This is a genomic window from Thiocystis violascens DSM 198 (assembly GCF_000227745.2).
GTDB lineage: Bacteria > Pseudomonadota > Gammaproteobacteria > Chromatiales > Chromatiaceae > Chromatium > Chromatium violascens.
In genome coordinates this window covers 332,718-353,581 of record NC_018012.1, presented here as the reverse complement: position 1 = coordinate 353,581, position 20,864 = coordinate 332,718, and the positions used below count along the sequence as shown (strand labels likewise).

Below are 20,864 nucleotides of genomic sequence, written 5' to 3'. Positions count from 1 at the left end.
GATGCTGATGCTACACTCCGCGACCAGGCTCATCAAGCCATACGCCCGTGCCGCGGCACCTTCGCTCAGAGTCGATACCATGCACGATTTGCGCCTCAACATGCAGGATATTGCCCGTTCCGGGCATGTCACACGCTGGCATTCGGTGCGCTGCGCGCGCAGCCAGACCCTGGCCGAACATCATTATCTGGTCGCCATGATCGCCCGCGAATTGATGCGGCGCATCCTGGGGGACAGCCTCCCGGCCGAGACGCGCCTGCGCGTCCTCGAATACGCCTTGACCCACGACGCCCCCGAGTTACTCATGGGCGACCTCCCCTCCCCGCTCAAACGGCGCATCGCCGAGGTCGCCGGCGAAGCCGATCCGCTCGCGCGCATCGAGCGGGAGATCGCCCCGGAAATCGCCGAGCTGAAAACCGCGCTCCAGGGATCGGCGCTGGCGTTCATCGTCAAGCTCGCCGATCTGATGGACGGCTGTCTCTTCATCCGCGAGGAAGGAATCGGACGCCACGCGGCCGCGGTCGCGGAAAAATCCGAAGCCGCCTTCCACGACAAAATCGCCGAAGCGCGGATGCGTTTCGCCGAGCTTGACTGGTCGCAGGCCGAGGATCTCTACGCCCGGATGCGCGGCGATACCGGGGCGGACAATCGCCTGCTCTTCGAGGAATCGCCCTAAATTGCCGCCCATGATCGACGGGTGAAATCAGACGCCTTGCAGCCTTGGCTGACCTCTAAAATGAGTTCAAACTAGCTGGGCTCAAAATCCGGTGGCTCCAAGGCTGGACGCCGGTGGCGCAATGCATCAAGCAACCATCAACAGGGTACGCCAGGATGTCCTGGAGAGCCTGGAACGGCTCCTTTTGACCGCAATGGCGACGACACGCGAGAATCGATATGCGACGTATCAATGACCTGCCGATCTGGGTGCGCTTGGTCGGGGCAATGTGGCTCATCCTGATGCCGGCTTGGACCGGACTCATCATCTGGGCCTCACAAGAACAACGTCAGACCGCGATTGAACAGGCCGAAGCATTTACCAGCACGCTGCACGAAATGACCCTGGCCGGCCTGACCACCCTGATGCTCCACGGAACCATCCACAAGCGGGCCGATTTTCTCAGTCAGATCGTCGAGCTGCAAAACGTCAAGGATCTGCGCGTGCTGCGTGGCGAGAACGTCAAAAAACAGTTTGGCGCGGGCACCGACGGCGAACAACCGCGCGACGACATCGAACGGGCCGTGCTGGAGACCGGCGAAGCCTACCTGAGTCTCTCCGATGACGGCACCATCCTGCGCGCGGTCGCTCCGGCCTTTGCCCGCAAGGAGTATCTGGGCAAGGACTGTACCTCCTGTCACGCACTCGCCCCGGTCGACGGGGTGCTGGGGGCGGTGAGCATGGAGATCAGCCTGGACGACGTCAACGCCAATGTCCGTCTGTTCGGACTGAAAATTTTTGGTCTGGCAGCGATCCTGAGCATCCCGGTTCTGCTGTTTCTCTACTTTTTCACCTCGCGCTTCGTCACCCGCCCCATGCAACAGATGACGCTTGGCCTGGACGGCATCGCCCATGGCGACGGCGATCTGACGCACCGCCTGCCGATCGCGGGCCGCGACGAGATCGGCCGCGCCTCCACCGCCTTCAATGCCATGATGGACAACTTCCGCGATCTGATCCGACGGATCCTAGAGTCCACCGCCCAGCTCGCGCAAGCGGCGGGGGATCTGGCGGACGTCACCGAGCGGACCAACGCCGGCGTCGCCCGCCAGCGCAACGAGGTCGACCAACTCGCCTCGGCCATGCACGAGATGAGCGCCACCGCCCAAGAGGTCGCCCACAGCGCCCAGCACGGCGCGGATGCCACGAATGTCGCCAACACGGCGGCCATGGCCGGTAAAACCGTGGTGTCCGGCACCATGGCACGGATCGAGCAGCTCGCTCAAGAGGTCCAGAAGGCGGCCGACGTGATTCGCGAGCTGGGCAAGGACAGCCAGGAAATCGGCAAGGTGCTGGACGTGATCCGGGGGATCGCCGAGCAGACCAATCTCCTGGCACTCAACGCCGCCATCGAGGCCGCGCGCGCCGGCGAGGCGGGTCGCGGCTTCGCGGTGGTCGCCGACGAGGTGCGCTCGCTGGCCAACCGCACCCAGACCTCCACCCAGGAGATCCAGGCGATGATCGAGCGGCTCCAGAACGCCAGCCGCCGCGCGGTCGACGTGATGGAGGAGAGTCAGCAGTATGCCGAATCCAGTCGCGCGAGCGCCATCAAGGCGGAGCATTCGCTGGATGACATCACGGCGGCGGTGACCACCATCAACGATGTCAATACGCAGGTGGCCAGTGCCGCCGAGGAACAGAGCGCGGTGGCCGAGGAGATGAACCGCAACGTCACCAGCATCTCCGACGCCGCCGAGGGGAATGCGCAGGGGGCGCGCCAGACCACCGACGCCTCGGAGCAACTCGCGCGACTGGCGGCTGAACTCCAGGAGTTGGTGGGGCATTTCAGGGTCTAGTCAATGTTCCGGAGACATCCGTCACCGCGGCCGTCTCCTCGCTGTCGCGGGATGGCGAGGCATCGTCACCCGAGCAGACGGGCGTGCAGATTTGAAAACGCCGTTCGGTAGTCCTGATTGCCGCGACTGCGCGGGGCATAGTCGCGGATGGGGCGACCGACGGCGAAGGCCTCGGCGAGCTTGATGTCGTTGCGGATGCCGCCGAGCAGACGCGCCTGGCCGAATTGACCGATCACCTGCTCGCGCACCCGACGATGCTGCACGATACGCGAGTCGAGCATCACCGGTAGCAACCCGAGCAGACGCAGGTCGGCATTGCTGCTCATGGCAACCCGAAAGAAGACCCGCGCCAGTTGGCGCACGCCCTCGCTGGACAACGGATGCGGCACGAAGGGAATCAGCGCCCAATGCGCGGCCGCCAGCGCGTTGAGCAGCAAGCGGTCGAGCGAGGGTGGCGAGTCGATCAGAATCCGGTCATATCCCGCGACGATCACCGGGTCGGAGAGTGCACGAACCAAAATCCGATCCTCGTTCGATGCGGTGTCGTGGCGAAAATCCGGGTCGCCGGGAACGACATCGAGCCGTTCCCACCCGGTTTGCACAATGGCATCGGCGAGCGCCACCCCAACTGCCGCATCCGGCGCGCCGAACAGGCTGTGCGCGGTTGGCTGACCGTTGCCAATCTTCAGCCCGAGGCCGAGTGCGCAATGCCCCTGCGTATCGAGATCGATCAGCAGGGTGCGCTCGCCGCTGGCGGCAAACTCGGCCGCGAGATTGACGGCCGTGGTGGTCTTGCCGGTCCCGCCCTTGCGGTTCGCGATCACGATAATGGTCGGTTTGGCGGTCATTGAGTTCGCGGCCGTCTGCTTGATCTGAAACGTTCCCGGCGATCGTCGCGGCCGGCTGACAACCGCTTACTGCAGCGCCTCGGCAATCGCCCGGCGCAAGGCATCGCGGGTAAAGGGCTTGGGTAGCGTCGCCCGCACCCCCATCAGCGCGGCCGATTCGAGATTGAACTCCAGACTGATGGCACGCCGTCCGCCTGACACCGCGATGATCGGAATGCGGCTGTCGCGTTGCGCCAACTCCGCGATCAGCTCGATCCCGTCCTTTTCAGGCATCAGGATATCCGTAATGATGAGGTCGGGCGGTTGCCGCGCGATGGCGAGGAGCGCCTCGTTACCGTTGGTGACGGCGCGCACCTGGTAGCCCTCGCGTCGCACCATTTCCTCCAACATGGCGCGAAAGAGTTCGTCGTCATCGACGATTAGAACGTTGATCATTCGGTCTCCCGCTCACTGGATGAGCGATCAGAGTTAGGCTGTTCGTCCGGAACGAGTTGCGGCAGGTCGATCGTAAAGCGACTGCCGGTGCCGGGGCTGCTGACGATCTCGATCATACCTCCCAGTTGACCCACGAGACCATGAATCACCGACAACCCAAGTCCGCTGCCCTTGCCCGGCGCCTTGGTCGTAAAGAAGGGATCGAAGACGCGTTGGCACACATCTGGCGGCATTCCTTCGCCATCGTCCTGCACGGTCAGCCGCACCAGCGCCCGCCCGTCTGGTTCCGGCACCAGTGCCAGACCGATATCAATGGTGCCCTGACGCTGCCCGATGGCATCGGCGGCGTTGATGCAGAGATTCATCACGATCTGTTGGATCTGGCTCGGCTCGGCCAGCACCCAGGCGTCGGCGACGGCGGGCATGAAGCGTAAGCGAATGCCTGCCGGCAGCGACGCGCGGAGCAGAGCCAGGGTTTCGCGGGTCAGCGCGACAACCTCGACCGCGATCGGGGTGTCGGCCATATTCCGGGCGAAGGTCAACAGTCGGGCGATCAGATCGCGGGCGCGAAAACTGGCCTGCTGGATGAATTGCAGCGACCGTCCGCCCGCCGAGTCGGCCGGCACCTCATCGCCGAGCAATTCGCTGAAACCGATGATCGCTCCCAGGAGGTTGTTGAAATCGTGCGCGATACCCGCCGCCAGCGTGCCGATCGCTTCCAACCGCCGCGATTGTTCGAGCCGGGCGTTGACGATGGTCTCGGCGCGGCGCTCCAGTTGGACGCGAAAGGCCAGGCTATACGCCATGTAGGCTTCCATCAGCGGGACCGTGATACGCCCGGCGACATGACTCAGCGGCAGCTCGGGATGAGCGCTTGCCAGATGCACGAGCGCCTCGTGGTGCATCTCGCCAACCTCTTCCAGCGGAATATCCAGCGCCACCAGTTCGCGCCCCAGATCGGCGGCTTCGGTCAGCGCGGACTCGGTCGCCAGCGGATCCTCGGCAAAGACGGCGCGCTGCAGTAACTCGGCATAGCGTTGAGCGATTGCGATCGCTGGCATGGTGGCGGTCAACGGTGACGATAGAGCAGCAGACTGGCGTCGTCGCGTTCATCGGCCCAGCGCGCGAGCAGCCCTTCGGCGAACTGGTCGGAAGGCTGTGCATCGACCAGACAATCGACGATGCCCGCATTTTCGCGGATGCCGTCGGAGAAGATAATCAGCCAGTCGCCGGGATTGATCGTCAGACGTTCGGTCCGCAAACTGCTGAAACCGGCGCCGACGATGCCACGCGCCCCGCCGAGTCGTTTGACCCGGTCGTCCTGGACCAGAAGCGTACGGACGTTTCCCACGGCGGCATGCTGGATGCTTGCGTCATCGCCGCAAATATCCACCACCGCCAGCGCCACCCCACGGGTGTTCAGCAGCCGTTGATCACAGCGGGCGAAGACCACATCCAATGCGGGTTCGGTGCATTCGGCGGCAAGCTGGTGCATCGCGGTCGCCGCGGCGGCGTGAGCCTCGCGCCCATGTCCCAGACCATCGGCCAATGCCAGCCGCAAACCGCCGGACGTGATCCAGCAGCCCAGTTGATCGCCGCACGGCTCGCCATCGCGCAGCGCCCGCAGCGCCTGACCGAGCCGCCCGCCGACATGGGCGCCACAGGAATCAGGCGCGGTTAACGCCATTTGACCGCCTTGACGCAGGTTCCGCGACCGGGTGCGGACTCGATCGCAAAATCGTCCATCAGCCGCTTGACGCCGGGCAAGCCGCAACCCAAACCCTTGCCGGTACTGTAGCCCTCGGTCAGCGCAAGGGTCAGATCGGCGATCCCTGGCCCCTGATCCCGCGCCAGCAGTTCCAATCCAAGAACGTTATCATCCAGCCCGCAAGGGTCGGTTAACGACCGTACCTGAAGCAGTCCGCCACCGGCATGGCACAACAGATTCGCCGCCAGTTCAGAGGCCGCCGTCGCGATGTGATAGGCCGCGGTGCGCGAGAAGCCCAAGGCTTCGGCCAGTTGCCGCGCCTGACGGCAGGCGGCCATGATGTCCGGCTCGGCACCGACCGAAACGCAAACGCGACGGTCGGTCAACCCTGTCGGCGCATCCATGGATGGCTGTCTCGGCGCGACTGCCGGCGTCCAGCTCATAAAGGTTTCGCCAGCGCAATGGTGACGCACGTCCCGCCCGCGGCCGATTCGATCTGAAACTGATCGACCAGGCGGCGCGTTCCCGGCAGTCCCGCGCCCAGTCCGCCGCTGGTACTGTAGCCGTCGGTCAAGGCGCGTTCCAGATTCGGGATACCCGGCCCCTGATCCTCCACCCTGACCCAGATACAGCGCTGCGTTCCAGTGGAGCGATCCTCGATGATGCAGATGCCGTGGCCGGCATATTGGATGACATTGCGGGTGAGTTCGGACACCGCCGTCGCCAGGCGGGTTTGATCGGCCTTGCCAAAGCCCAGACGCTCGCACAGCTCGCGGGCGGCGCGGCGGGCCGTCACGATGTCGGCGGCAACGCAAACCGGAATACGGTGGGTCGCCAGTCGCTCAGACATCCTCGTCCCCGGCAAAACGGGTATCGCCACGGGTGGCGATGCGGGTTTTGAGAATCTCCAGCCCCTGCCCGAGATTGAAGGCGCAGTCCGCCCCGAGCAGGTCGCGGCCCATTTCGATCAGGGTCAGGGCGACGAAGGGCTGCACCCCGCAGATCACCGCCTCGGCCCCCAGCAGCCGCACCATGCTGGCGGTGTCGTTGATCACCCGTGCCATGTAGGAATCCACCACGTCCAGCGCGGTGATGTCGATGGCGACCCCCAGCGCCTCGATCTCGGCGACCCGCTCGACCAGATCGGACTGAAAATCCATGGCGTCGTTATCCGTGAGATCCTCTTGGATCGACACCAGCAGAATGCGCTCCAGCCGCAGGATGGGGATCTTCATCGGCGCGGCTCCTCCAGCGGCGCGATGCGCTGGCCGACCAGCAGGAGCGCCTCGGCGATGCCGGCACGCAGCGTGGCACGACTGATGACATCGGCGAAACGGATACCGAGTTTGGTGAGCGTCTGCGCGCCTTCCGGGCTGATGCCGGTCATGACGACGCGGGTGCCGAGCAGCCGCGCCGCGTCGATGGTCTTCATCAGATGCTGGGCGACACTGGTATCGAGTATCGGCACGCCGGTCAAATCGAGGATGGTCACTCGCGCCTCGTGGCGCGCAATAGCCTCCAGCAGGTTCTCGGTGATCTGACGCGCCCGCCCCGTATCGATGACGCCGATCAGCGGCAGTAACAGGATGCGGTGCCACAGGCGCAGCACCGGCGTCGAGAGTTCCAGCAGCGACAGACTTTGCTGGGTAATCTGGCGCTCGCGGATCGCCACGAAGGATCCAAACGCCAGCAGCGTCAACTGCTCGAACACCTGTTCCAGCCACAGCAGATCAGCGCTTGCCGCGAGGGGTGCGTCGTTCATCAGACGTTGCGACAGCAGATGCTTCAGCGCCAGGATCACGCCCACGCATTCGCTCGCATCGCTGCCGTGCCGTGCCTGATCGGTCACAAGCTGACGCAACGCCAGCGCCAGCGATCCTTCCTCCGCGAATTCAAGCGTCGCCGTCGGCGGGCGTTCAAGCACGGCAAGGATGTCATCAAACAGGCTGCGCAACAGTGATTCAAGCGCATGAGAGACATCATCATGTGGGCTGCGGCGTTTGCCAGACGCGGATACCTGATTGATCCAGTCAGCAAGCAACTCGATACGATGCTCGCTTAGCAGTTGCTGAAATACGGTTGTCGTCATGGAATTTTTCTCTGTCAAGAATACGCTTAAGGCGCGCCATCAATTGTATTCGCGTGGGACGATCGCCGCCGCGCCACGGTTCAGGGCTCGGATCGATGCGCGCTCGACGCGGATGTTGCGCGGCATCGCCGTAGGGGCGAATTCATTCGCCCCTGCATCTTAGCCCCCGCATCCCTGCATCCGACGTAGCGAATCAATTCGCCCCGACAGGCATCCGGCTCAAGGGATGGAGATGCCCTTGATCTCCCCGCTCAATGCCACACCACGAGAATTGATGACACACCCTAGCTGATTTCCATGAGGCGGATTTCAAAAACATCTTTTCTGGTCTTGCATCGCGCCTCAAGGGCGATGCCTTCATGGTGCCTGCGATACAGGATGGTCTGGAAAACACGTCTAAAACAGCTCGATGCTTGGCCCGATATCGCTCTTTGCGCCAACGCCCGCGGTGGGACGGACATGTTGCGATTCGGTTTCCAGGTAGTTCACATGCAACTGATTCAGGACATCGGGAAGATCGAGCAGGGTGTCCGAGGGTGCGCCGGCGGCGACCAAGAGATCGGCGCGTTGCCGCAGCACCGCTTGGAGCCGGTTCAGACGCTGACCAACGACATCCTGATATTGCAGGGTGCCGAGCATCTCGGCGATCTGACCGGCCAGACTGGCATTGTGCTGAGTGACGACCGAGAACAGCGTTTTGTAGAACTGGCGCATGTCCTCGTAGTTGTCCTTGAGATGATGCACCGCGTCCACGACATGAGTGGCCTGTTCGAGCTGCCGGTCCGAATCGTTCAGGAAATTGAGTTGCAGACTGCGTTTGACCGCATTCAAGGCGCGGTTGAGCCCGGCTTCGATGGTGTCGGCAGCGGCGGTCGCACGGGTCGCCAGCGCCCGCACCTCGGTGGCGACCACGGCAAAACCGCGTCCGGCCTCGCCGGCGCGCGCCGCTTCGATGGCCGCATTGAGAGCCAGCAGGTTGGTCTGCTTGCTGATGTCCTTGATCGATAAGGCCAGCCCTTCGAGCTGGCCGATATCCGCGACGAGTGACTGGATGGACAGCATGTCGTGACGGATCTTGACTGGCAGATCCTGAATGAAACGGGCAATCTCGGTGATGTCGTCAACACCGTGCGTCATATCCGCTTCCATGGCATTGGCGTTGAGATTTGAATGACCCAGATAGTTGAGCAAGGTGCTGGCCGCCTCGTTCAGCAGCGTCACCCGCTGGATGATATCGAGCGCCGATGTCTCGCTGTCCTGCACCACAGCGCTGATCTGCTCATTGAAGGCGTGATCCTGTGCGGCCGTTTGCAGGAGCGCCGACGCACCCGACTGGCTCATTGCTTCAGCACTCCGCAACGCCACGTCGAAGCTGTCGAGTGCCTGGCTGATGGTGCCGGTCGCACGAAAATTGAGCCGGAAAATCACCAACCCACTGAGAAAATTGGTGGCAAGCAGACTAATGCCAACCAGCAGCGCCTCCAGCAATCCCACGTCGATTCCCATCTGGACTGACGCGGAGGCCAGCCAGTCATGGGTCTGATAGACCAACAGCGACAGCACCAGGGTGCCGACCAGGGTCAAAGATGCGATCGTGCGGCGCAATGCGCGGGACTGCGTGAGGGTCGCCTCAATCAGCGAATGACGTGGTTTGACAAAGGTCATCGAAACGCTTTCCTCAGGCGCCAGGCAGGACTTGCTTGATGACCTTGAGCAGATCCGCCCCGCCCACCGGCTTGAGCAACCAGCCGGTCGCGCCGAGTTTTTTGGCCTCGTCGCGCTTGGCCTGCTGACTCTCGGTGGTGAGCGCCAGGATCGGCGTGAAGCGCAGCCCCGGCAGCGCACGGGCGTTGCGGATGAAGTCGATGCCGCCCATGTTGGGCATGTTGATGTCGGTGATGATGAGATCGGGCTTGACCCCGGATTTGAGCTTAGCGATCGCCTGCACGCCGTCACCGGCGGTTTCGACCTTAAAACCGGCGATCTCCAGGCTGGCCTTGAGGCTCATCACCATCGTCGCCGAGTCGTCAACGACCAGAATTGTCTTGGACATGGGTTGTGTCTTCCTGAATCAGAGCCGTCCGCAGCCAGTCAGCCAAGGTATCCTGACGCGGCCAGACGGCGATCTTGGGTCGGGCCGCCATCAGCACTTGGAGATTGGCGGCGTGGAGATGATGACAGGCGGCCAGGTCGAGCCGCCCGCGTGGATGATTGAGCAGCCAGTCAAGCAGCGCTTCGGCATCCTCGACGCCCAGCAGTTCCGCGGCGACCAGCGTGTTTTTCTTGATTTCGAATGGCATTAAACCGCGTCCAGAGCAATATGCGTGATTTTCATTTTGTGTTTAGCCTTTTGGGTTTTCGCGGCATCGGTGGAGACGCGGTTTAAAATTTTATATTTTTTAATATTTTAAACCGCGCCAGCTCCAACATCTGTGGATGCTGCCGAGATTGATCCAATCCAATAACATCGCATACCGTGCTGGGCGCGGTTTAGAGCAGTTCTCTCGGGTTGAGCACCAGCAACACCGAGCCATCGCCGAGCAGTGCCGAGCCGGCATAGCCGCCGAGTCCGCCGAGAAATCCGGCCAACGGCTTGAGGATGATGTCCACCGTCTCGCGGCAGTCATCGACGATGATACCCAGATAGTCGCCGTCGATACGGACCACCAGCACGGCGAACTCGTCATCGCCGTTGGCGAGTTGCGACGCGTCCAATGCCAGCAGTTCATTGAGCGCGATCAGCGGCACCAAACGTTCACGCAGCACCGTGGCCAAGCGGCGCTTGATGGTGCGAATGGCGCGACGCGGAACGCGCACCGTCTCGACCACCGCATCCATCGGCACCCCGAACCGCTGCCCCGCCGATTCGATGATCATGACATGACTGACGGCCATCGATAACGGCAGCGAAAGCCGCAGTTGGGTGCCCTGTCCGACTTGGCTGCGCAGTTCGATGGAGCCGTTGACCTTGGCGATGGCGTCGCGCACCACGTCCATGCCGACGCCGCGTCCCGATACATCGGTGATCTGCTCGGCGGTCGAGAAACCGGCGGCAAACACCAGATTCACCGCGTCCTGATCGGTCAGCCGTTCCAGCGTCGCTTCGTCAACGATGCCCTTTTCATAGGCTTTTTGGCGGATCACGGCGGGATCGATGCCACGCCCGTCGTCGGCGATCTCGATCAGCACCCGATCGGATTCCTGGCGCGCCTGAATCGTCAGCCGCCCTTCGCCTGGCTTGCCCGCCGCCTGCCGCTCGGCGGGCGATTCCAGACCATGATCCAGGCTGTTGCGCACGATGTGCATCAGCGGATCGGCCAGCGCCTCGATGATGTTCTTGTCCGCCTCGGTCGACTCGCCCTCCATGACCAGGCGCACGTCCTTGTTGAGCTTGTGCGCAAGATCGCGCACCAGACGCGGGAAACGCTGGAACACGAAAGACACCGGCAGCAGGCGTACCTGCATGATGGCGTCCTGCATCTCTTCGGCGATGCGGTTGATGACGCTGTACTGGCTCTTGATCTCGCGCGACAGTTCGCGCACCCCGAACGCAACCTCGGCGCGGCCGGCCAGATAGGGCAGCGCGTTCTTGGCGACCACCATCTCGCCGATCAGGTTCATCAGCCGGTCAATTTTGATCTGATCGACCTTGATGGTGCGCGGGCTGGTCAGTTGATCCTCGGCGCGGCGATTGAAACGAACAGGCTCCTCAGACGGGGCGGAGACGGATGCCGCGGTTGCTGGCGCCTGATGCGCTGGAGGCGACGCGAGCGCGTTGCTCGGGACCGGCGGAACAGCCTGCCGATCAAGCCAGGCGAATAGGGCAAGCGGCGAGCGGGCGGCGATGGCGCCATCCAGCGCCTGCTCCAGCCCAGCCAATTCGGTCTCCCGCCCTAAGCTGACACAGGTACCGGCCAGACTCGCGGCGACCGCCCGCAGCCGTCCGGTCAGCCAGGGCGAACTGTCGGCGAGACTCAGAATTTCGCGTTGCGCTTCCAGCACGACTTGAGCCGACCAGCCCGCTTCGGCGCTGATGTTGGGCTGCGTCAATACCGGGGTACCAGATGCTGGCGGGGTGTCTTCCCGGTTTAGTTCATTTCCTCTCGCCGCTGGGGAGCGGGGATCTTCTCGCGGCTTCCCCAGTGGAGAGCTATGTTGATCGATCGCCAGAATCAGCGCCCGCTGCACATCGCTCGACTGTGGCGCGCAATCCAGCACCAGCAGCAGCCAGCGCAGCGCGGAGGCGATCCAGAGATCGGGAGCCGAAAGTTCGAGCAGCGTGCGGGCGGCTTGAGCAAGCGCGGCGCGGTTGCCGGCGTCGAGCTGAGTCAGCGCGGCGCGGGTGAATTCGGCGGACATCGGCTCGCTCTGAACACGTCCCGTCGGAACGATGAGCGGCGCGGCCGTCAGCGGACGGATGTCCACCTGCTCCGCGACATAGCGGAAATGTTCGGCCAGCGCTTCCGGGCGCTCGTGCAGGATCAGCTCGAAGGTCAGGATGCACTGGTAGGCGTCCAGTTCGCTCAGGGGCGGCCACTCCTCGCGCGCCAACACCCGCCGCCAGACGACGCCGGGAAGCTGGATGACCTGAAAGAAGGGATCCTCGCCCTTGAAAAAACAGTCTTCCGCCGCGTGGTAGAGCAGCCAGCAGAACGTCTCGCCCGCGCACAGGCGACGGTAGAGGTCCATGCGCAGCGTCTCAGGCACGGCATCCAGCCGCCAGGCGTTGGTGTCCATCGCCGCGCCTTCGCGCTCCGGCGGGGCGTCTTCCGACTGACCGCCGACCACGGACAAGGGATCTTTTTCGCCCATCAATCCCCGCAGCAACTCGCCGAGCCTGACCGCCTCGCCCGCGTGACGACTGGTATTCGGCGGTTGATCGGTGTCCGACGCGGCAATTTCGTCGAGCAGCGCGGCGACAAAATCCATCGCTTCCAGAAGCCGATCTGCCAGCGCGCCACTGAAGGCGACGCGACCGTCGCGAGTCGCGTCCATCAGATCCTCGGCGGCATGGAGGACACGGGTCATCTCCGGAAGATCGAACAACCCGCTATTGCCTTTGAGGGTGTGTACCAGTCGGAACAGTTCGTCCATTCCCGCGCTGTTCCGGGGATCTTTCTCAAGCTGAAGCAACTTCTCGCCGATGGACTGGAGGAAATCGCGCCCTTCGGCCAGGAATTGGAGGAGCAGCGGATTCATGACCGCTTCCCTTCGACATCGCTCGCGGAACCGCCGCCAGGCGGCAGCGATGCCAGACCAAGCAGGGTCAGCACATGCGCCAGTAGCCGTTCTGGCCGTACCGGCTTGATGAGATAGAGATTGGCGCCGCTGACGTAAGCGAGTTTCTGGTCATTGGCCGCCGCCTCGGTCGAAACCATGATCGCCGGCGCCTGGGGGATGTCCTTGCCGCGCAGTTCGCGCAGAAACCCGTAGCCGTCGAGCTTGGGCATATTGATGTCAACCAGATAGAGGTCAAACGGCGACTCGGCAACCCGCTCCAGCGCTTCCAGTCCATTGACCGCCTCGCTGACCGCGAATCCCGCCGCTTCCAGGATGTTTCGATGATAAAGCCGCACGGTGGCGGCGTCGTCGATGACCAGGATGCGTTTCATCGTGCCTCCCAGGGTTTCTGATAGACGATGGCCTCGGGAAACTTGCGCACCCGAAACAACGAGGAGATCCGGCTCATGGATTCGGAGTGCCCAAGACAGACGAAGCCGCCCGGATTGAGCGCGTCATAAAAGGATTCGGCGGTTTGTTTGCGCGAGAGATCGTCAAAATAGATCAGCAGGTTGCGACAGAAGATGACATCGAAATGACGATGCAGACGCATATCGGCAGGATCGGTGACATTGACCCGGGTGAACTCCACCGCCTCGCGCAGCGTGTCGCCAATCTGATAATACTCGCCGTCGCGCTGGAAATATTTTTTCAGCAGACCCGCGGGAAGATGCTGGATGGCGCGGGGCGTATAGCGCCCTCGGCGCGCCTGGGCCAGGATGCCGGTGTCGATGTCGGAGGAGACGATCTCGACATCCCAGTCGTTGAGATGCGGCCAGTGTTCGAGCAGATAGATGGCGATGCCATAGGGTTCCTCGCCGGACGACGAGGGCACCGACCAGATGCGGATTGGCGTACTGGCGGTCCGCCGCGCCACGATCTCTTCCAGCAGCGAATTGACCAGACACTCGAACTGATATTCCTCGCGGAAAAAATAAGTTTCGTTGACCGTCATCCCGTTGATGAGCGCCTGCAATTCCTCGCCCGACGCCTGGAAACGCAGCATGGTGAAGTAGCCCCGAAAGCTCTCGCTGCCGGTCACGGCGATACGTTCGAGCAGACGCTTGTCGACAAAATAGCGCTTGCTGTCCTCGAACAGGATGCCGGTCTTGCGGTAGAAAAATTCGCGGAATTTATGGAACTCTTCGTTGCTGATCGTGCCGGTTTCAGTCATGCCAAAGCCCCCGCGCACCAACCCTTCGCGCCACTGGGATGAGGGGTTGGGGTGAGGGGGAACGCTCGCCACACGCAGGACGCATCATCGTTTAGCCTGCGGCGATCCGCGTCAGCGCCAGATCGGCGGCGAACTGAATATAGGGTTCCGTGGCAAAACGCTGCTTGAGCGCCAGTAGCGCGGAGACGGCTGACGCGGTGCCAACCTCGCCGAGCAGATCGACCGCCGTGGCGCAGACATTGACATGCCGATCCTGGGTAATGACTTGGATCAACCACTCCTCGACCTGCGGATGACGCAGCGATTCAAGGACATCGACCGCGAAGATCCGCACGTCGGGGTCGGGATCGTCGAGCAGGCGTTCCATCAGTGGCGCAACCTCGTCCGGGAGTTGCTGCATCGCCTCGATCGCGGCGTTGCGCAGCATGGCGTTCTCGCTGCGCAGACAGTCAGCCAGTCCGGCGACCGCTGGCGTATCCGCGATGCGGGTGAGCGTGGTCAGGATGACCTCGATCACGCTCGGCTCGGTCTCGACCCGCAGCCGCGCGACCAGTGTCGGAGAGGACTCGGGATACTCGGCCAGATCGCGCGCCGCCCAGCGCCGCGCCAGTGGATCGGGTGCGGACAATGCCTGTACCAATCCCGGCAGATCGCGCGGCAAGGTGCGTTCGTCAGCGGTTGCGGTTGGTGGCTGATGTGCTTTTTTCAGTGCCATGGCGTGAGTTCCGTCGCGTTATCGCTCAACCCAGATCCGAATCTGATCGGCGATGCGCTCGGCGGGCAACGTCAAGGTTGCCCCGCCGCGCGCGATCAATTCGGCAGGCATGCCGAAAACCACCGCGGTCGCCTCCGATTCGGCGATGGTCCGGGCGCCGCGCTGCTTGAGATCGGCGAACGCCTGCGCGCCATCGTAGCCCATGCCGGTCAGCAACACCGCGATCACATTGACCGGATCGCAATACTCCAGCGCCGAGCGGCCGAGCAGTTCCACCGAGGGATGCCAGAGAAAGTCTGTATTCTCCGGTCGCGCCAGGGCGGTAAGCTTGCCGACGCGCCGCGCCAGCACCATGTCGGCTCCCCCTTTGCCGATATAAATATTGCCCGCGTCCAGCGTGGTGGGACGACTGACCTCCGCAACCTCGAGCGCGCAGAGGCCGTTCATCCGCTCGGCGAAGGGGCGGGTAAAGCTCGGCGGCATGTGCTGGGCGACCAGTACCGGCCAGGGAAAATCGGCGGGCAACAGTGGCAGAATGTCTTCCAGGGTGCGCGGGCCGCCGGTCGAGACGCCGATCAAAACGACGCCATCGCGTTGCGCTCCGCCGCGCAGGATAGTCGGACGGCTTGGCGTCGAGGCAGGACTCGGCGTGGGTCGGCTGGTCATTCCGCCGCGCAGGCGCGCCGCCAACCCGTGCGACGTCTTGAGACGCGCCCGTGACGCCGCCCGGACCTTGCCGATGATTTCGGTCTCGATCTCGGCAATCGACAGCGAGATGGTCCCGCCCGGTTTGGGGATGTAATCCACCGCCCCGAGATTAAGTGCTTCCAGCGTCGCCAGCGCGCCCTTCTCGGTCAGCGAGGACACCATCACCACCGGCACCGGACGCTCGGCCATGAGCAGCGACAGCGCCGTCAAACCGTCCATTTCCGGCATGTTGATGTCGAGCGTGACGACATCCGGCACGAAGGCAAGATTCTCCTCGACCGCCTCACGACCGTTGCGGGCAACCCGAATCTCGAAACCGCCCGCGTCTTGAAAGATCGTCGTGAGCTGACGCCGCATCAGTGCGGAATCATCGACGATCAGCAGCTTGATCACAGCCGTTTCTGCCTCGCTAAAGACGCATGATTAATGTTGATGAGTACGGGGTGCAAGTCGTTTTCTGCAGACATTGGCCTGCTTTGGAACGACAGCGTGTCGCTTGACGTTGGCAACCGACCCCGCTTAACCGTGCGGTGTCGCGTGACTCAATGCCGCCAGTTGCTCCCGCTGTTCCTCGGCGACCAGATGCGCCGGCTCGATCAACTGGATCATGCGATGCTGCCGCTCCAGATTGGCCACCCGCCCGATCAGCCGCGTCTGTTCGAGCGACAGCCGGGGCGAGGGTTCGATGGCGGACTTGGGGATCTTGAGCACCTCGGCCACCGAATCGACGATAAAGCCGGTACGCACCCCGTCAAGCAGAAACACCATGATGCGCTGACGGTCGTTGCGCTCGACCGTCGCCAAACCGAGCCGTCGGCGCTGATCGATCACCGGCAGCACCGCGCCGCGCAGGTTGATGACACCTTCGACAAAGCTCGGTGCCTTGGGCACATGGGTCAATTCATCGGGAATACGCACGATCTCCTGCACGCTCTCGATCGGCACCCCGAATTCTTCCTTGTCGAGCCGGAAGACGACCACCTGCTCCTCGTCGTCGGCCTGCGCCTCGCCGTCCTGATCGTCGTCCAGACGTTCGTCATCGCGCATGGCTGCAACGCTGGTCAGCGCCTCCTGAATGGATGAATGCCGGAACAGATTGTCGGTGGAAATGATCGACACCAGCCGCTGGCCGTCGTCGAGCCGGCAAATGTCGGCAATGTCGGCCAGATCGCCATGACGCGCCAGCAGCTTGGGCATGGCGTCCACCGCCGATTTCGGCACCCGCAGCACCTCGTTCACGCTGTCCATCGCCAGCCCCACCGACATCTCTCCGAGGCGCACCACCACGATGCGACTGCGCTCATCGGCGGCTTGAGCCGGCAGCTCGAACAGACAGCGCAGCGACACCAGCGGCAGCAGCCGATTGCGCAGCGTCATCACCCCCAGTACATGCGCCTCGGCGCGCGGAACATGCACGATCTGGTCGGGAAACTGCACGATCTCCTGCACGTTCTCGATCAGGATGGCATATTCCTGTTCGGCGACTTCAAAACTGACCAACTGCAGTTCGTCCGTGACGGCGTCCTCTTCCGCGTCATGGCTTGCGATCTCGCCAAAGGACGCCCCGCGACCGGTCTGCGACAGCGCCGCGATGGCGGCAAACTCGGTACGGATCAGACGCTCGAAGTCCAGCACCATCACCATCGGATAGCCGCCGACATCCTTGAGAATACCCGACAGCAGTTCGGTTTTGACCGTCGCCGCCAGGGCATCGACGCCTTCGATGCGCCCTGGCTCGACCCCGACCACGCTACTTACCCGATCCACCACGAAACCGAGCGGCTGACCCAGATCGATGACCAGCGCGCGGGTGGCGTCGTCGTCGTCCTGCTCGGCGAAGCCGAAGAGTCGGCGCAGACTGATGATCGGCAGCACCTTGCCGCGCAAATTCGCCAACCCTTCCAGAGTGGAGGGTGCGAGCGGCACCCGCACCACCTCCGGCACCCGGATGATCTCCTGCACCGGCGTCATATCGACCGCGAAAACCTCGCTGTCGCACACAAAGATCACGAATTGACGGATGTCCGACGCGCGCTCCGCCGCAGTTTCATCCATCCCTGCCGCGCTGATCGACGGCGACGGTTCGACCTGTTCGTTGGTCATCTTGTTCTCCCGCGCAACGGCGATGGATCTCAGGCGCTTTGCAGCTCGTCGGCGAGCGAGGCGATTTCCTCGATGGCTGCAGCCAGCTCTTCGGCGCCCTGCGATTGTTGCTTGGCGGCGGCAGCGGATTCGGCGGATGCCTTCTCGGCTTCCTGGGCGGCGGCGGAGATCTGATCGACGCCGGTTTTGATCTGCACGATGGCGCTCGCAATCTCGCTGGCGGCGGCAAGAATGTCGCCGGTTCCCTGTTCAACCACGCCAATATCGGTTTCGATCGTCACCAGGCTGACGGTGATGGCCTTGGCCTTTTCGGCTTCCGCGCTGGCCGAGGAGATGATTTCTTCCAGATCGCGCCCAACGATACCGATCTGATCCTGCACCGCCTTGACCAGATCCTTGATCCGGTCGGCGTTCTCCGCCGAATCGTGCGCCAGGTTGCGAATATCGGTCGCAACGACCACGAAGCCCTTGCCGAACTCACCGGCGCGCGCCGCTTCGATCGAACCGTTGACGGCCAACATGTTGGTCTGAATCGAGACCGTGGTGATGGCGTCGACGATCTTGTCGATGCGCCGCGACACCAGTTCCAGCCCCTTAATCTGCTTGAGGCTCGAACGCGATGCATCGACCGAATCGGAGACGCCGGCAATCAGCGTATTGATACCGCGCTGATTGGTGTCGAGCAGCGCCCGCATGGCCTGTACTTTATCGCCCGCGAGGCGGGCGCGTTGCAGGGCAATTTCCAGTCCCTTTTCGATTTGGGTGATGGCCGCCGCCGATTCCTCGGTTGCCGACGCCTGAACCTGGGCGCTCTTACGGATCTGCTCGACGGCGACCATGATCTGACCGCCCGAACGGTTGATTTCCTGCACCGCCGAGGACAGCTCTTCAGCCGCCGAGGCGACTTCTTCCGCGCTCTTGGCGATATCGGTCGAATTCTTGAGTTCTTCCGCCAGTTCAGAGAGATTCTGAGCGGCCTGCTCGCATTCGGCCAGCGCTTGCGTTTGCTCGGCGACCGTTTTGGCGGATTCCTCCGCGGCGGCTGACTGCTCTTCGGCGGCAGCGGCGATTTCTTCCGTGCCTTTCAGTGCCTGCATGGCCGCGGCACTGGACTGTTGCGCCCCGGCGGCGATCTCTTGCACGCCACGGGTCACTTCGATGGTATCCACCCGAATCTGCTCAAGCTGGGTGTTGATGGCCTTGCTGTTTTCCACCTCGGCCTGAACCTTCGTCGCGGATTCGTTGATGCCATCGGAGATGGTCTTGACCTCCGACTGGATCTGACCGACCAGATCCTGAATCTGCTTGGCGCTTTTCTCGGAGGTCTCGGCCAGGGTACGCACCTCGTCGGCAACCACCGCGAAGCCCTTGCCGTGCTTGCCGGCGCGCGCGGCCTCGATCGCGGCGTTGAGCGCCAGGAGATTGGTCTGATCGGCGATGCGGGCGACCGCCTTGACAATGTCGCCGATATTGGCCGCCTGCTGTTCGAGTTCGGCCACCATCTTGACCGAATCGTTTTGACGCTGCGCCGCCAATCCCACATTCACGATCAGACCCGCCACATCGTCAGTCACTCGCCCGATCAGCGTCTGCGAGGCTTCGACCTTGGTTTGCGACAGCGTCGCGCTCTCGAGCTGACGCCCCAGCGCCGCGCCGACCTGTTTGAAAGCCGCCAGGGATTCCTGCGCCGCACCCGATGCCTCTTCCGCGCCGGTGGCGATCTGATCGGACGACCGCTTGAGTTCCTCCGCCGCCGAAGCCGCTTCGTTGATCCCCGAAGCCAGTTGCGCGGTTGCCGAGGCGACCCGCTCGGCGGCCTGCTGCTGCTTGGCCAGGGTGCGCGCGCGCTTGCGCTGCGCTTCGGCCTCGCGGGTGGTCGCGGCGTTGGAACGACCCTCGGCGGGCGTCGCAGACGTGGAAAGGCTGGTTTTCTTCACGAGTGCCATGGCGGTGTCCTAAAGCTGAATAACTGGGTCATCATGAAAGAGCGTGGTGGAATTTCAAGCGACTCCGAACCGCCTTGACTCGTCGTCATGCGTTTGGCTAAGAATCATGGTGGCTTCCGACAGCATTGTGCGCCACCGGGAAGCGTGCGTGCAATGACCGCCCATTCCAGTCGGCATAGCGCAAGGCGCCCTCCTTCCCGAAGCACGCGGTTGGGGCGATCCTCATCAAGCGTGCCCGACAGACCGGAGATAGCTCTGCCGGGAAGGTGCCTGCACGATCATCTCCGGAATCCGCGGCAGTCCCACCACGGCGTCGACTCCGCCGAGCTTCACCGCCTCCTTGGGCATTCCGTAAACGATGCAGGTCAGCTCGTCCTGGGCGACCGTGAAGGCACCGGCCTCGTGCATCTCCAGCATCCCGCGCGCGCCGTCGTCGCCCATGCCAGTCATGATGATGCCGACCGCGTTCGGACCGGCCGATTGCGCGGTCGAACGAAACAGTACATCCACCGAGGGACGGTGACGACTGACCAGCGGGCCGTTCTTGACCTCGACCCGATACTGGGCGCCGCTGCGCCGCAGCAGCAGATGGTCGGTTCCCGGCGCGATCAGCGCCAGCCCGGCGATCACGCGGTCGCCATTGCGCGCCTCGCGGACCTCGATCCCGCACAATCCATTCAGACGCGCGGCAAAGGCCGCCGTGAATTGCCCCGGCATGTGCTGAACCACGACGATGCCAGGCGCGGTGCGGGGCAGCCGGGTGAGGACGTATTCGAGCGCCTGGGTGCCACCGGTGGAGGTTCCGATCGCGACCACCCGATCGGTGGTCTCGGCCAGCGGCTTGAAACCGCGCTCCGCGACCACCGCCTCCGCGGTCAGCTTGGGGGCCGCTGCCGACGCCCCCGCCGGAGCAAGGCGTCGCGCCGAACCCAACTTGTCCATCCGGGCATGACTCGCGCCCTTGATGGCATCGCCGAGCAGGGTTTTGGACTCTTCCAGAAACTGACGAAGACCGATCTTGGGCTTGGCGATGATATCGACCGCGCCAGCGTTCATCGCCTGCATGGTGACCTCCGCGCCGCGTTCGGTGAGGGTCGAGCAGATGATGACGGGCGTCGGACGCTCCTTCATCAATTGGCGCAGAAAGGTGATGCCGTCCATGCGCGGCATCTCGATGTCGAGCACGATGACATCGGGCCACTCTTTCTCCAGCATCTTTTGGGCAAAGATGGGGTCGCGGGCGGAACCGATCACCTGAATACCGCCAATTGCGTTCAGCTGTTCGGTGAGTACCTGGCGGACGACCGCCGAATCGTCGACGATAAAGACCTTGACTGCCGCCATCGC

The 20,864-nt window shown here is 63.2% G+C and carries 21 protein-coding genes; 2 read left to right on the top strand and 19 right to left on the bottom strand.

The genetic code is table 11. The annotated features are described in order from the left end of the window. Positions 1-79 precede the first annotated feature (79 nt). Both THIVI_RS01640 and THIVI_RS01635 read left to right on the top strand, forming a co-directional pair. Positions 80-676, top strand: a complete 597-nt coding sequence (locus tag THIVI_RS01640; RefSeq protein WP_245537347.1) for a YfbR-like 5'-deoxynucleotidase — start codon at positions 80-82, stop codon at positions 674-676. Between the two features lie 218 nt (positions 677-894). Beyond that, positions 895-2,511 carry a methyl-accepting chemotaxis protein gene (locus THIVI_RS01635; RefSeq protein ID WP_014776912.1) on the top strand — a complete coding sequence of 539 codons (1,617 nt, stop codon included), beginning with the start codon at positions 895-897 and terminating at the stop codon, positions 2,509-2,511. Between the two features lie 65 nt (positions 2,512-2,576). Here THIVI_RS01635 and THIVI_RS01630 read toward each other — a convergent pair whose 3' ends face one another. The 19 genes from THIVI_RS01630 to THIVI_RS01540 all read right to left on the bottom strand — a co-directional run bounded on the left by THIVI_RS01630 (position 2,577) and on the right by THIVI_RS01540 (position 20,861). Beyond that, a complete protein-coding gene (locus THIVI_RS01630) occupies positions 2,577-3,359 on the bottom strand; it encodes a ParA family protein (protein ID WP_014776911.1) in 783 nt (260 codons plus the stop codon). A gap of 66 nt (positions 3,360-3,425) precedes the next feature. Then, positions 3,426-3,794: a response regulator gene (locus THIVI_RS01625; protein ID WP_014776910.1), complete on the bottom strand. Its 369-nt coding sequence runs from the start codon at positions 3,792-3,794 to the stop codon at positions 3,426-3,428. After that, the gene (locus tag THIVI_RS01620; protein ID WP_014776909.1) at positions 3,791-4,855 is read right to left on the bottom strand and encodes a sensor histidine kinase; all 1,065 of its coding nucleotides are present in this window, start codon (positions 4,853-4,855) and stop codon (positions 3,791-3,793) included. Before THIVI_RS01620 ends, THIVI_RS01625 begins: the two co-directional genes overlap by 4 nt. An 8-nt stretch (positions 4,856-4,863) precedes the next feature. Further along, positions 4,864-5,481: a SpoIIE family protein phosphatase gene (locus tag THIVI_RS01615; RefSeq protein WP_014776908.1), complete on the bottom strand. Its 618-nt coding sequence runs from the start codon at positions 5,479-5,481 to the stop codon at positions 4,864-4,866. Beyond that, entirely contained in the window at positions 5,472-5,906 is a 435-nt protein-coding gene (locus THIVI_RS01610; protein ID WP_014776907.1) for an anti-sigma regulatory factor, read from the bottom strand. The genes THIVI_RS01615 and THIVI_RS01610 overlap by 10 nt, the downstream gene beginning before the upstream one ends. A 35-nt stretch (positions 5,907-5,941) precedes the next feature. After that, complete coding sequence (locus THIVI_RS01605; protein WP_014776906.1) at positions 5,942-6,352, bottom strand: anti-sigma regulatory factor; 411 nt, start codon at positions 6,350-6,352, stop codon at positions 5,942-5,944. Next, a complete protein-coding gene (locus THIVI_RS01600; protein WP_014776905.1) occupies positions 6,345-6,737 on the bottom strand; it encodes an STAS domain-containing protein in 393 nt (130 codons plus the stop codon). Before THIVI_RS01600 ends, THIVI_RS01605 begins: the two co-directional genes overlap by 8 nt. Continuing rightward, on the bottom strand, positions 6,734-7,591 hold the full coding sequence (locus tag THIVI_RS01595; RefSeq protein WP_014776904.1) for an STAS domain-containing protein: 858 nt from the start codon (positions 7,589-7,591) through the stop codon (positions 6,734-6,736). Before THIVI_RS01595 ends, THIVI_RS01600 begins: the two co-directional genes overlap by 4 nt. A gap of 396 nt (positions 7,592-7,987) precedes the next feature. After that, positions 7,988-9,256: a methyl-accepting chemotaxis protein gene (locus THIVI_RS25975; protein ID WP_014776903.1), complete on the bottom strand. Its 1,269-nt coding sequence runs from the start codon at positions 9,254-9,256 to the stop codon at positions 7,988-7,990. Between the two features lie 13 nt (positions 9,257-9,269). Next, complete coding sequence (locus tag THIVI_RS01585) at positions 9,270-9,644, bottom strand: response regulator (RefSeq protein WP_014776902.1); 375 nt, start codon at positions 9,642-9,644, stop codon at positions 9,270-9,272. Then, entirely contained in the window at positions 9,619-9,891 is a 273-nt protein-coding gene (locus tag THIVI_RS01580; RefSeq protein ID WP_014776901.1) for a hypothetical protein, read from the bottom strand. The genes THIVI_RS01585 and THIVI_RS01580 overlap by 26 nt, the downstream gene beginning before the upstream one ends. A 190-nt stretch (positions 9,892-10,081) precedes the next feature. Further along, the gene (locus tag THIVI_RS01575) at positions 10,082-12,790 is read right to left on the bottom strand and encodes a chemotaxis protein CheA (RefSeq protein WP_014776900.1); all 2,709 of its coding nucleotides are present in this window, start codon (positions 12,788-12,790) and stop codon (positions 10,082-10,084) included. Continuing rightward, on the bottom strand, positions 12,787-13,203 hold the full coding sequence (locus tag THIVI_RS01570) for a response regulator (protein WP_014776899.1): 417 nt from the start codon (positions 13,201-13,203) through the stop codon (positions 12,787-12,789). The genes THIVI_RS01575 and THIVI_RS01570 overlap by 4 nt, the downstream gene beginning before the upstream one ends. Further along, on the bottom strand, positions 13,200-14,045 hold the full coding sequence (locus tag THIVI_RS01565) for a CheR family methyltransferase (protein WP_014776898.1): 846 nt from the start codon (positions 14,043-14,045) through the stop codon (positions 13,200-13,202). Before THIVI_RS01565 ends, THIVI_RS01570 begins: the two co-directional genes overlap by 4 nt. Before the next feature lie 91 nt (positions 14,046-14,136). Continuing rightward, a complete protein-coding gene (locus THIVI_RS01560) occupies positions 14,137-14,760 on the bottom strand; it encodes a HEAT repeat domain-containing protein (RefSeq protein ID WP_014776897.1) in 624 nt (207 codons plus the stop codon). An 18-nt stretch (positions 14,761-14,778) separates the two neighbouring features. Further along, positions 14,779-15,861, bottom strand: a complete 1,083-nt coding sequence (gene cheB / locus THIVI_RS01555; RefSeq protein WP_014776896.1) for a chemotaxis-specific protein-glutamate methyltransferase CheB — start codon at positions 15,859-15,861, stop codon at positions 14,779-14,781. 126 nt (positions 15,862-15,987) lie between these two features. Beyond that, complete coding sequence (locus tag THIVI_RS01550; protein WP_014776895.1) at positions 15,988-17,571, bottom strand: chemotaxis protein CheW; 1,584 nt, start codon at positions 17,569-17,571, stop codon at positions 15,988-15,990. 29 nt (positions 17,572-17,600) lie between these two features. Then, complete coding sequence (locus THIVI_RS01545) at positions 17,601-19,517, bottom strand: methyl-accepting chemotaxis protein (RefSeq protein WP_014776894.1); 1,917 nt, start codon at positions 19,515-19,517, stop codon at positions 17,601-17,603. Between the two features lie 225 nt (positions 19,518-19,742). Continuing rightward, complete coding sequence (locus THIVI_RS01540; protein WP_014776893.1) at positions 19,743-20,861, bottom strand: protein-glutamate methylesterase/protein-glutamine glutaminase; 1,119 nt, start codon at positions 20,859-20,861, stop codon at positions 19,743-19,745. Between the last annotated feature and the right edge of the window lie 3 nt (positions 20,862-20,864).

Excerpts from the sequence above, each read along its gene's own strand:
- THIVI_RS01640 (WP_245537347.1), top strand. The coding sequence starts at position 80 with ATGCACGATTTGCGCCTCAACATGCAGGATATTGCCCGTTCCGGGCAT.
- THIVI_RS01635 (WP_014776912.1), top strand. The coding sequence starts at position 895 with ATGCGACGTATCAATGACCTGCCGATCTGGGTGCGCTTGGTCGGGGCA.
- THIVI_RS01630 (WP_014776911.1), bottom strand. The coding sequence starts at position 3,359 with ATGACCGCCAAACCGACCATTATCGTGATCGCGAACCGCAAGGGCGGG.
- THIVI_RS01625 (WP_014776910.1), bottom strand. The coding sequence starts at position 3,794 with ATGATCAACGTTCTAATCGTCGATGACGACGAACTCTTTCGCGCCATG.
- THIVI_RS01620 (WP_014776909.1), bottom strand. The coding sequence starts at position 4,855 with ATGCCAGCGATCGCAATCGCTCAACGCTATGCCGAGTTACTGCAGCGC.
- THIVI_RS01615 (WP_014776908.1), bottom strand. The coding sequence starts at position 5,481 with ATGGCGTTAACCGCGCCTGATTCCTGTGGCGCCCATGTCGGCGGGCGG.
- THIVI_RS01610 (WP_014776907.1), bottom strand. The coding sequence starts at position 5,906 with ATGGATGCGCCGACAGGGTTGACCGACCGTCGCGTTTGCGTTTCGGTC.
- THIVI_RS01605 (WP_014776906.1), bottom strand. The coding sequence starts at position 6,352 with ATGTCTGAGCGACTGGCGACCCACCGTATTCCGGTTTGCGTTGCCGCC.
- THIVI_RS01600 (WP_014776905.1), bottom strand. The coding sequence starts at position 6,737 with ATGAAGATCCCCATCCTGCGGCTGGAGCGCATTCTGCTGGTGTCGATC.
- THIVI_RS01595 (WP_014776904.1), bottom strand. The coding sequence starts at position 7,591 with ATGACGACAACCGTATTTCAGCAACTGCTAAGCGAGCATCGTATCGAG.
- THIVI_RS25975 (WP_014776903.1), bottom strand. The coding sequence starts at position 9,256 with ATGACCTTTGTCAAACCACGTCATTCGCTGATTGAGGCGACCCTCACG.
- THIVI_RS01585 (WP_014776902.1), bottom strand. The coding sequence starts at position 9,644 with ATGTCCAAGACAATTCTGGTCGTTGACGACTCGGCGACGATGGTGATG.
- THIVI_RS01580 (WP_014776901.1), bottom strand. The coding sequence starts at position 9,891 with ATGCCATTCGAAATCAAGAAAAACACGCTGGTCGCCGCGGAACTGCTG.
- THIVI_RS01575 (WP_014776900.1), bottom strand. The coding sequence starts at position 12,790 with ATGAATCCGCTGCTCCTCCAATTCCTGGCCGAAGGGCGCGATTTCCTC.
- THIVI_RS01570 (WP_014776899.1), bottom strand. The coding sequence starts at position 13,203 with ATGAAACGCATCCTGGTCATCGACGACGCCGCCACCGTGCGGCTTTAT.
- THIVI_RS01565 (WP_014776898.1), bottom strand. The coding sequence starts at position 14,045 with ATGACTGAAACCGGCACGATCAGCAACGAAGAGTTCCATAAATTCCGC.
- THIVI_RS01560 (WP_014776897.1), bottom strand. The coding sequence starts at position 14,760 with ATGGCACTGAAAAAAGCACATCAGCCACCAACCGCAACCGCTGACGAA.
- THIVI_RS01550 (WP_014776895.1), bottom strand. The coding sequence starts at position 17,571 with ATGACCAACGAACAGGTCGAACCGTCGCCGTCGATCAGCGCGGCAGGG.
- THIVI_RS01545 (WP_014776894.1), bottom strand. The coding sequence starts at position 19,517 with ATGGCACTCGTGAAGAAAACCAGCCTTTCCACGTCTGCGACGCCCGCC.
- THIVI_RS01540 (WP_014776893.1), bottom strand. The coding sequence starts at position 20,861 with ATGGCGGCAGTCAAGGTCTTTATCGTCGACGATTCGGCGGTCGTCCGC.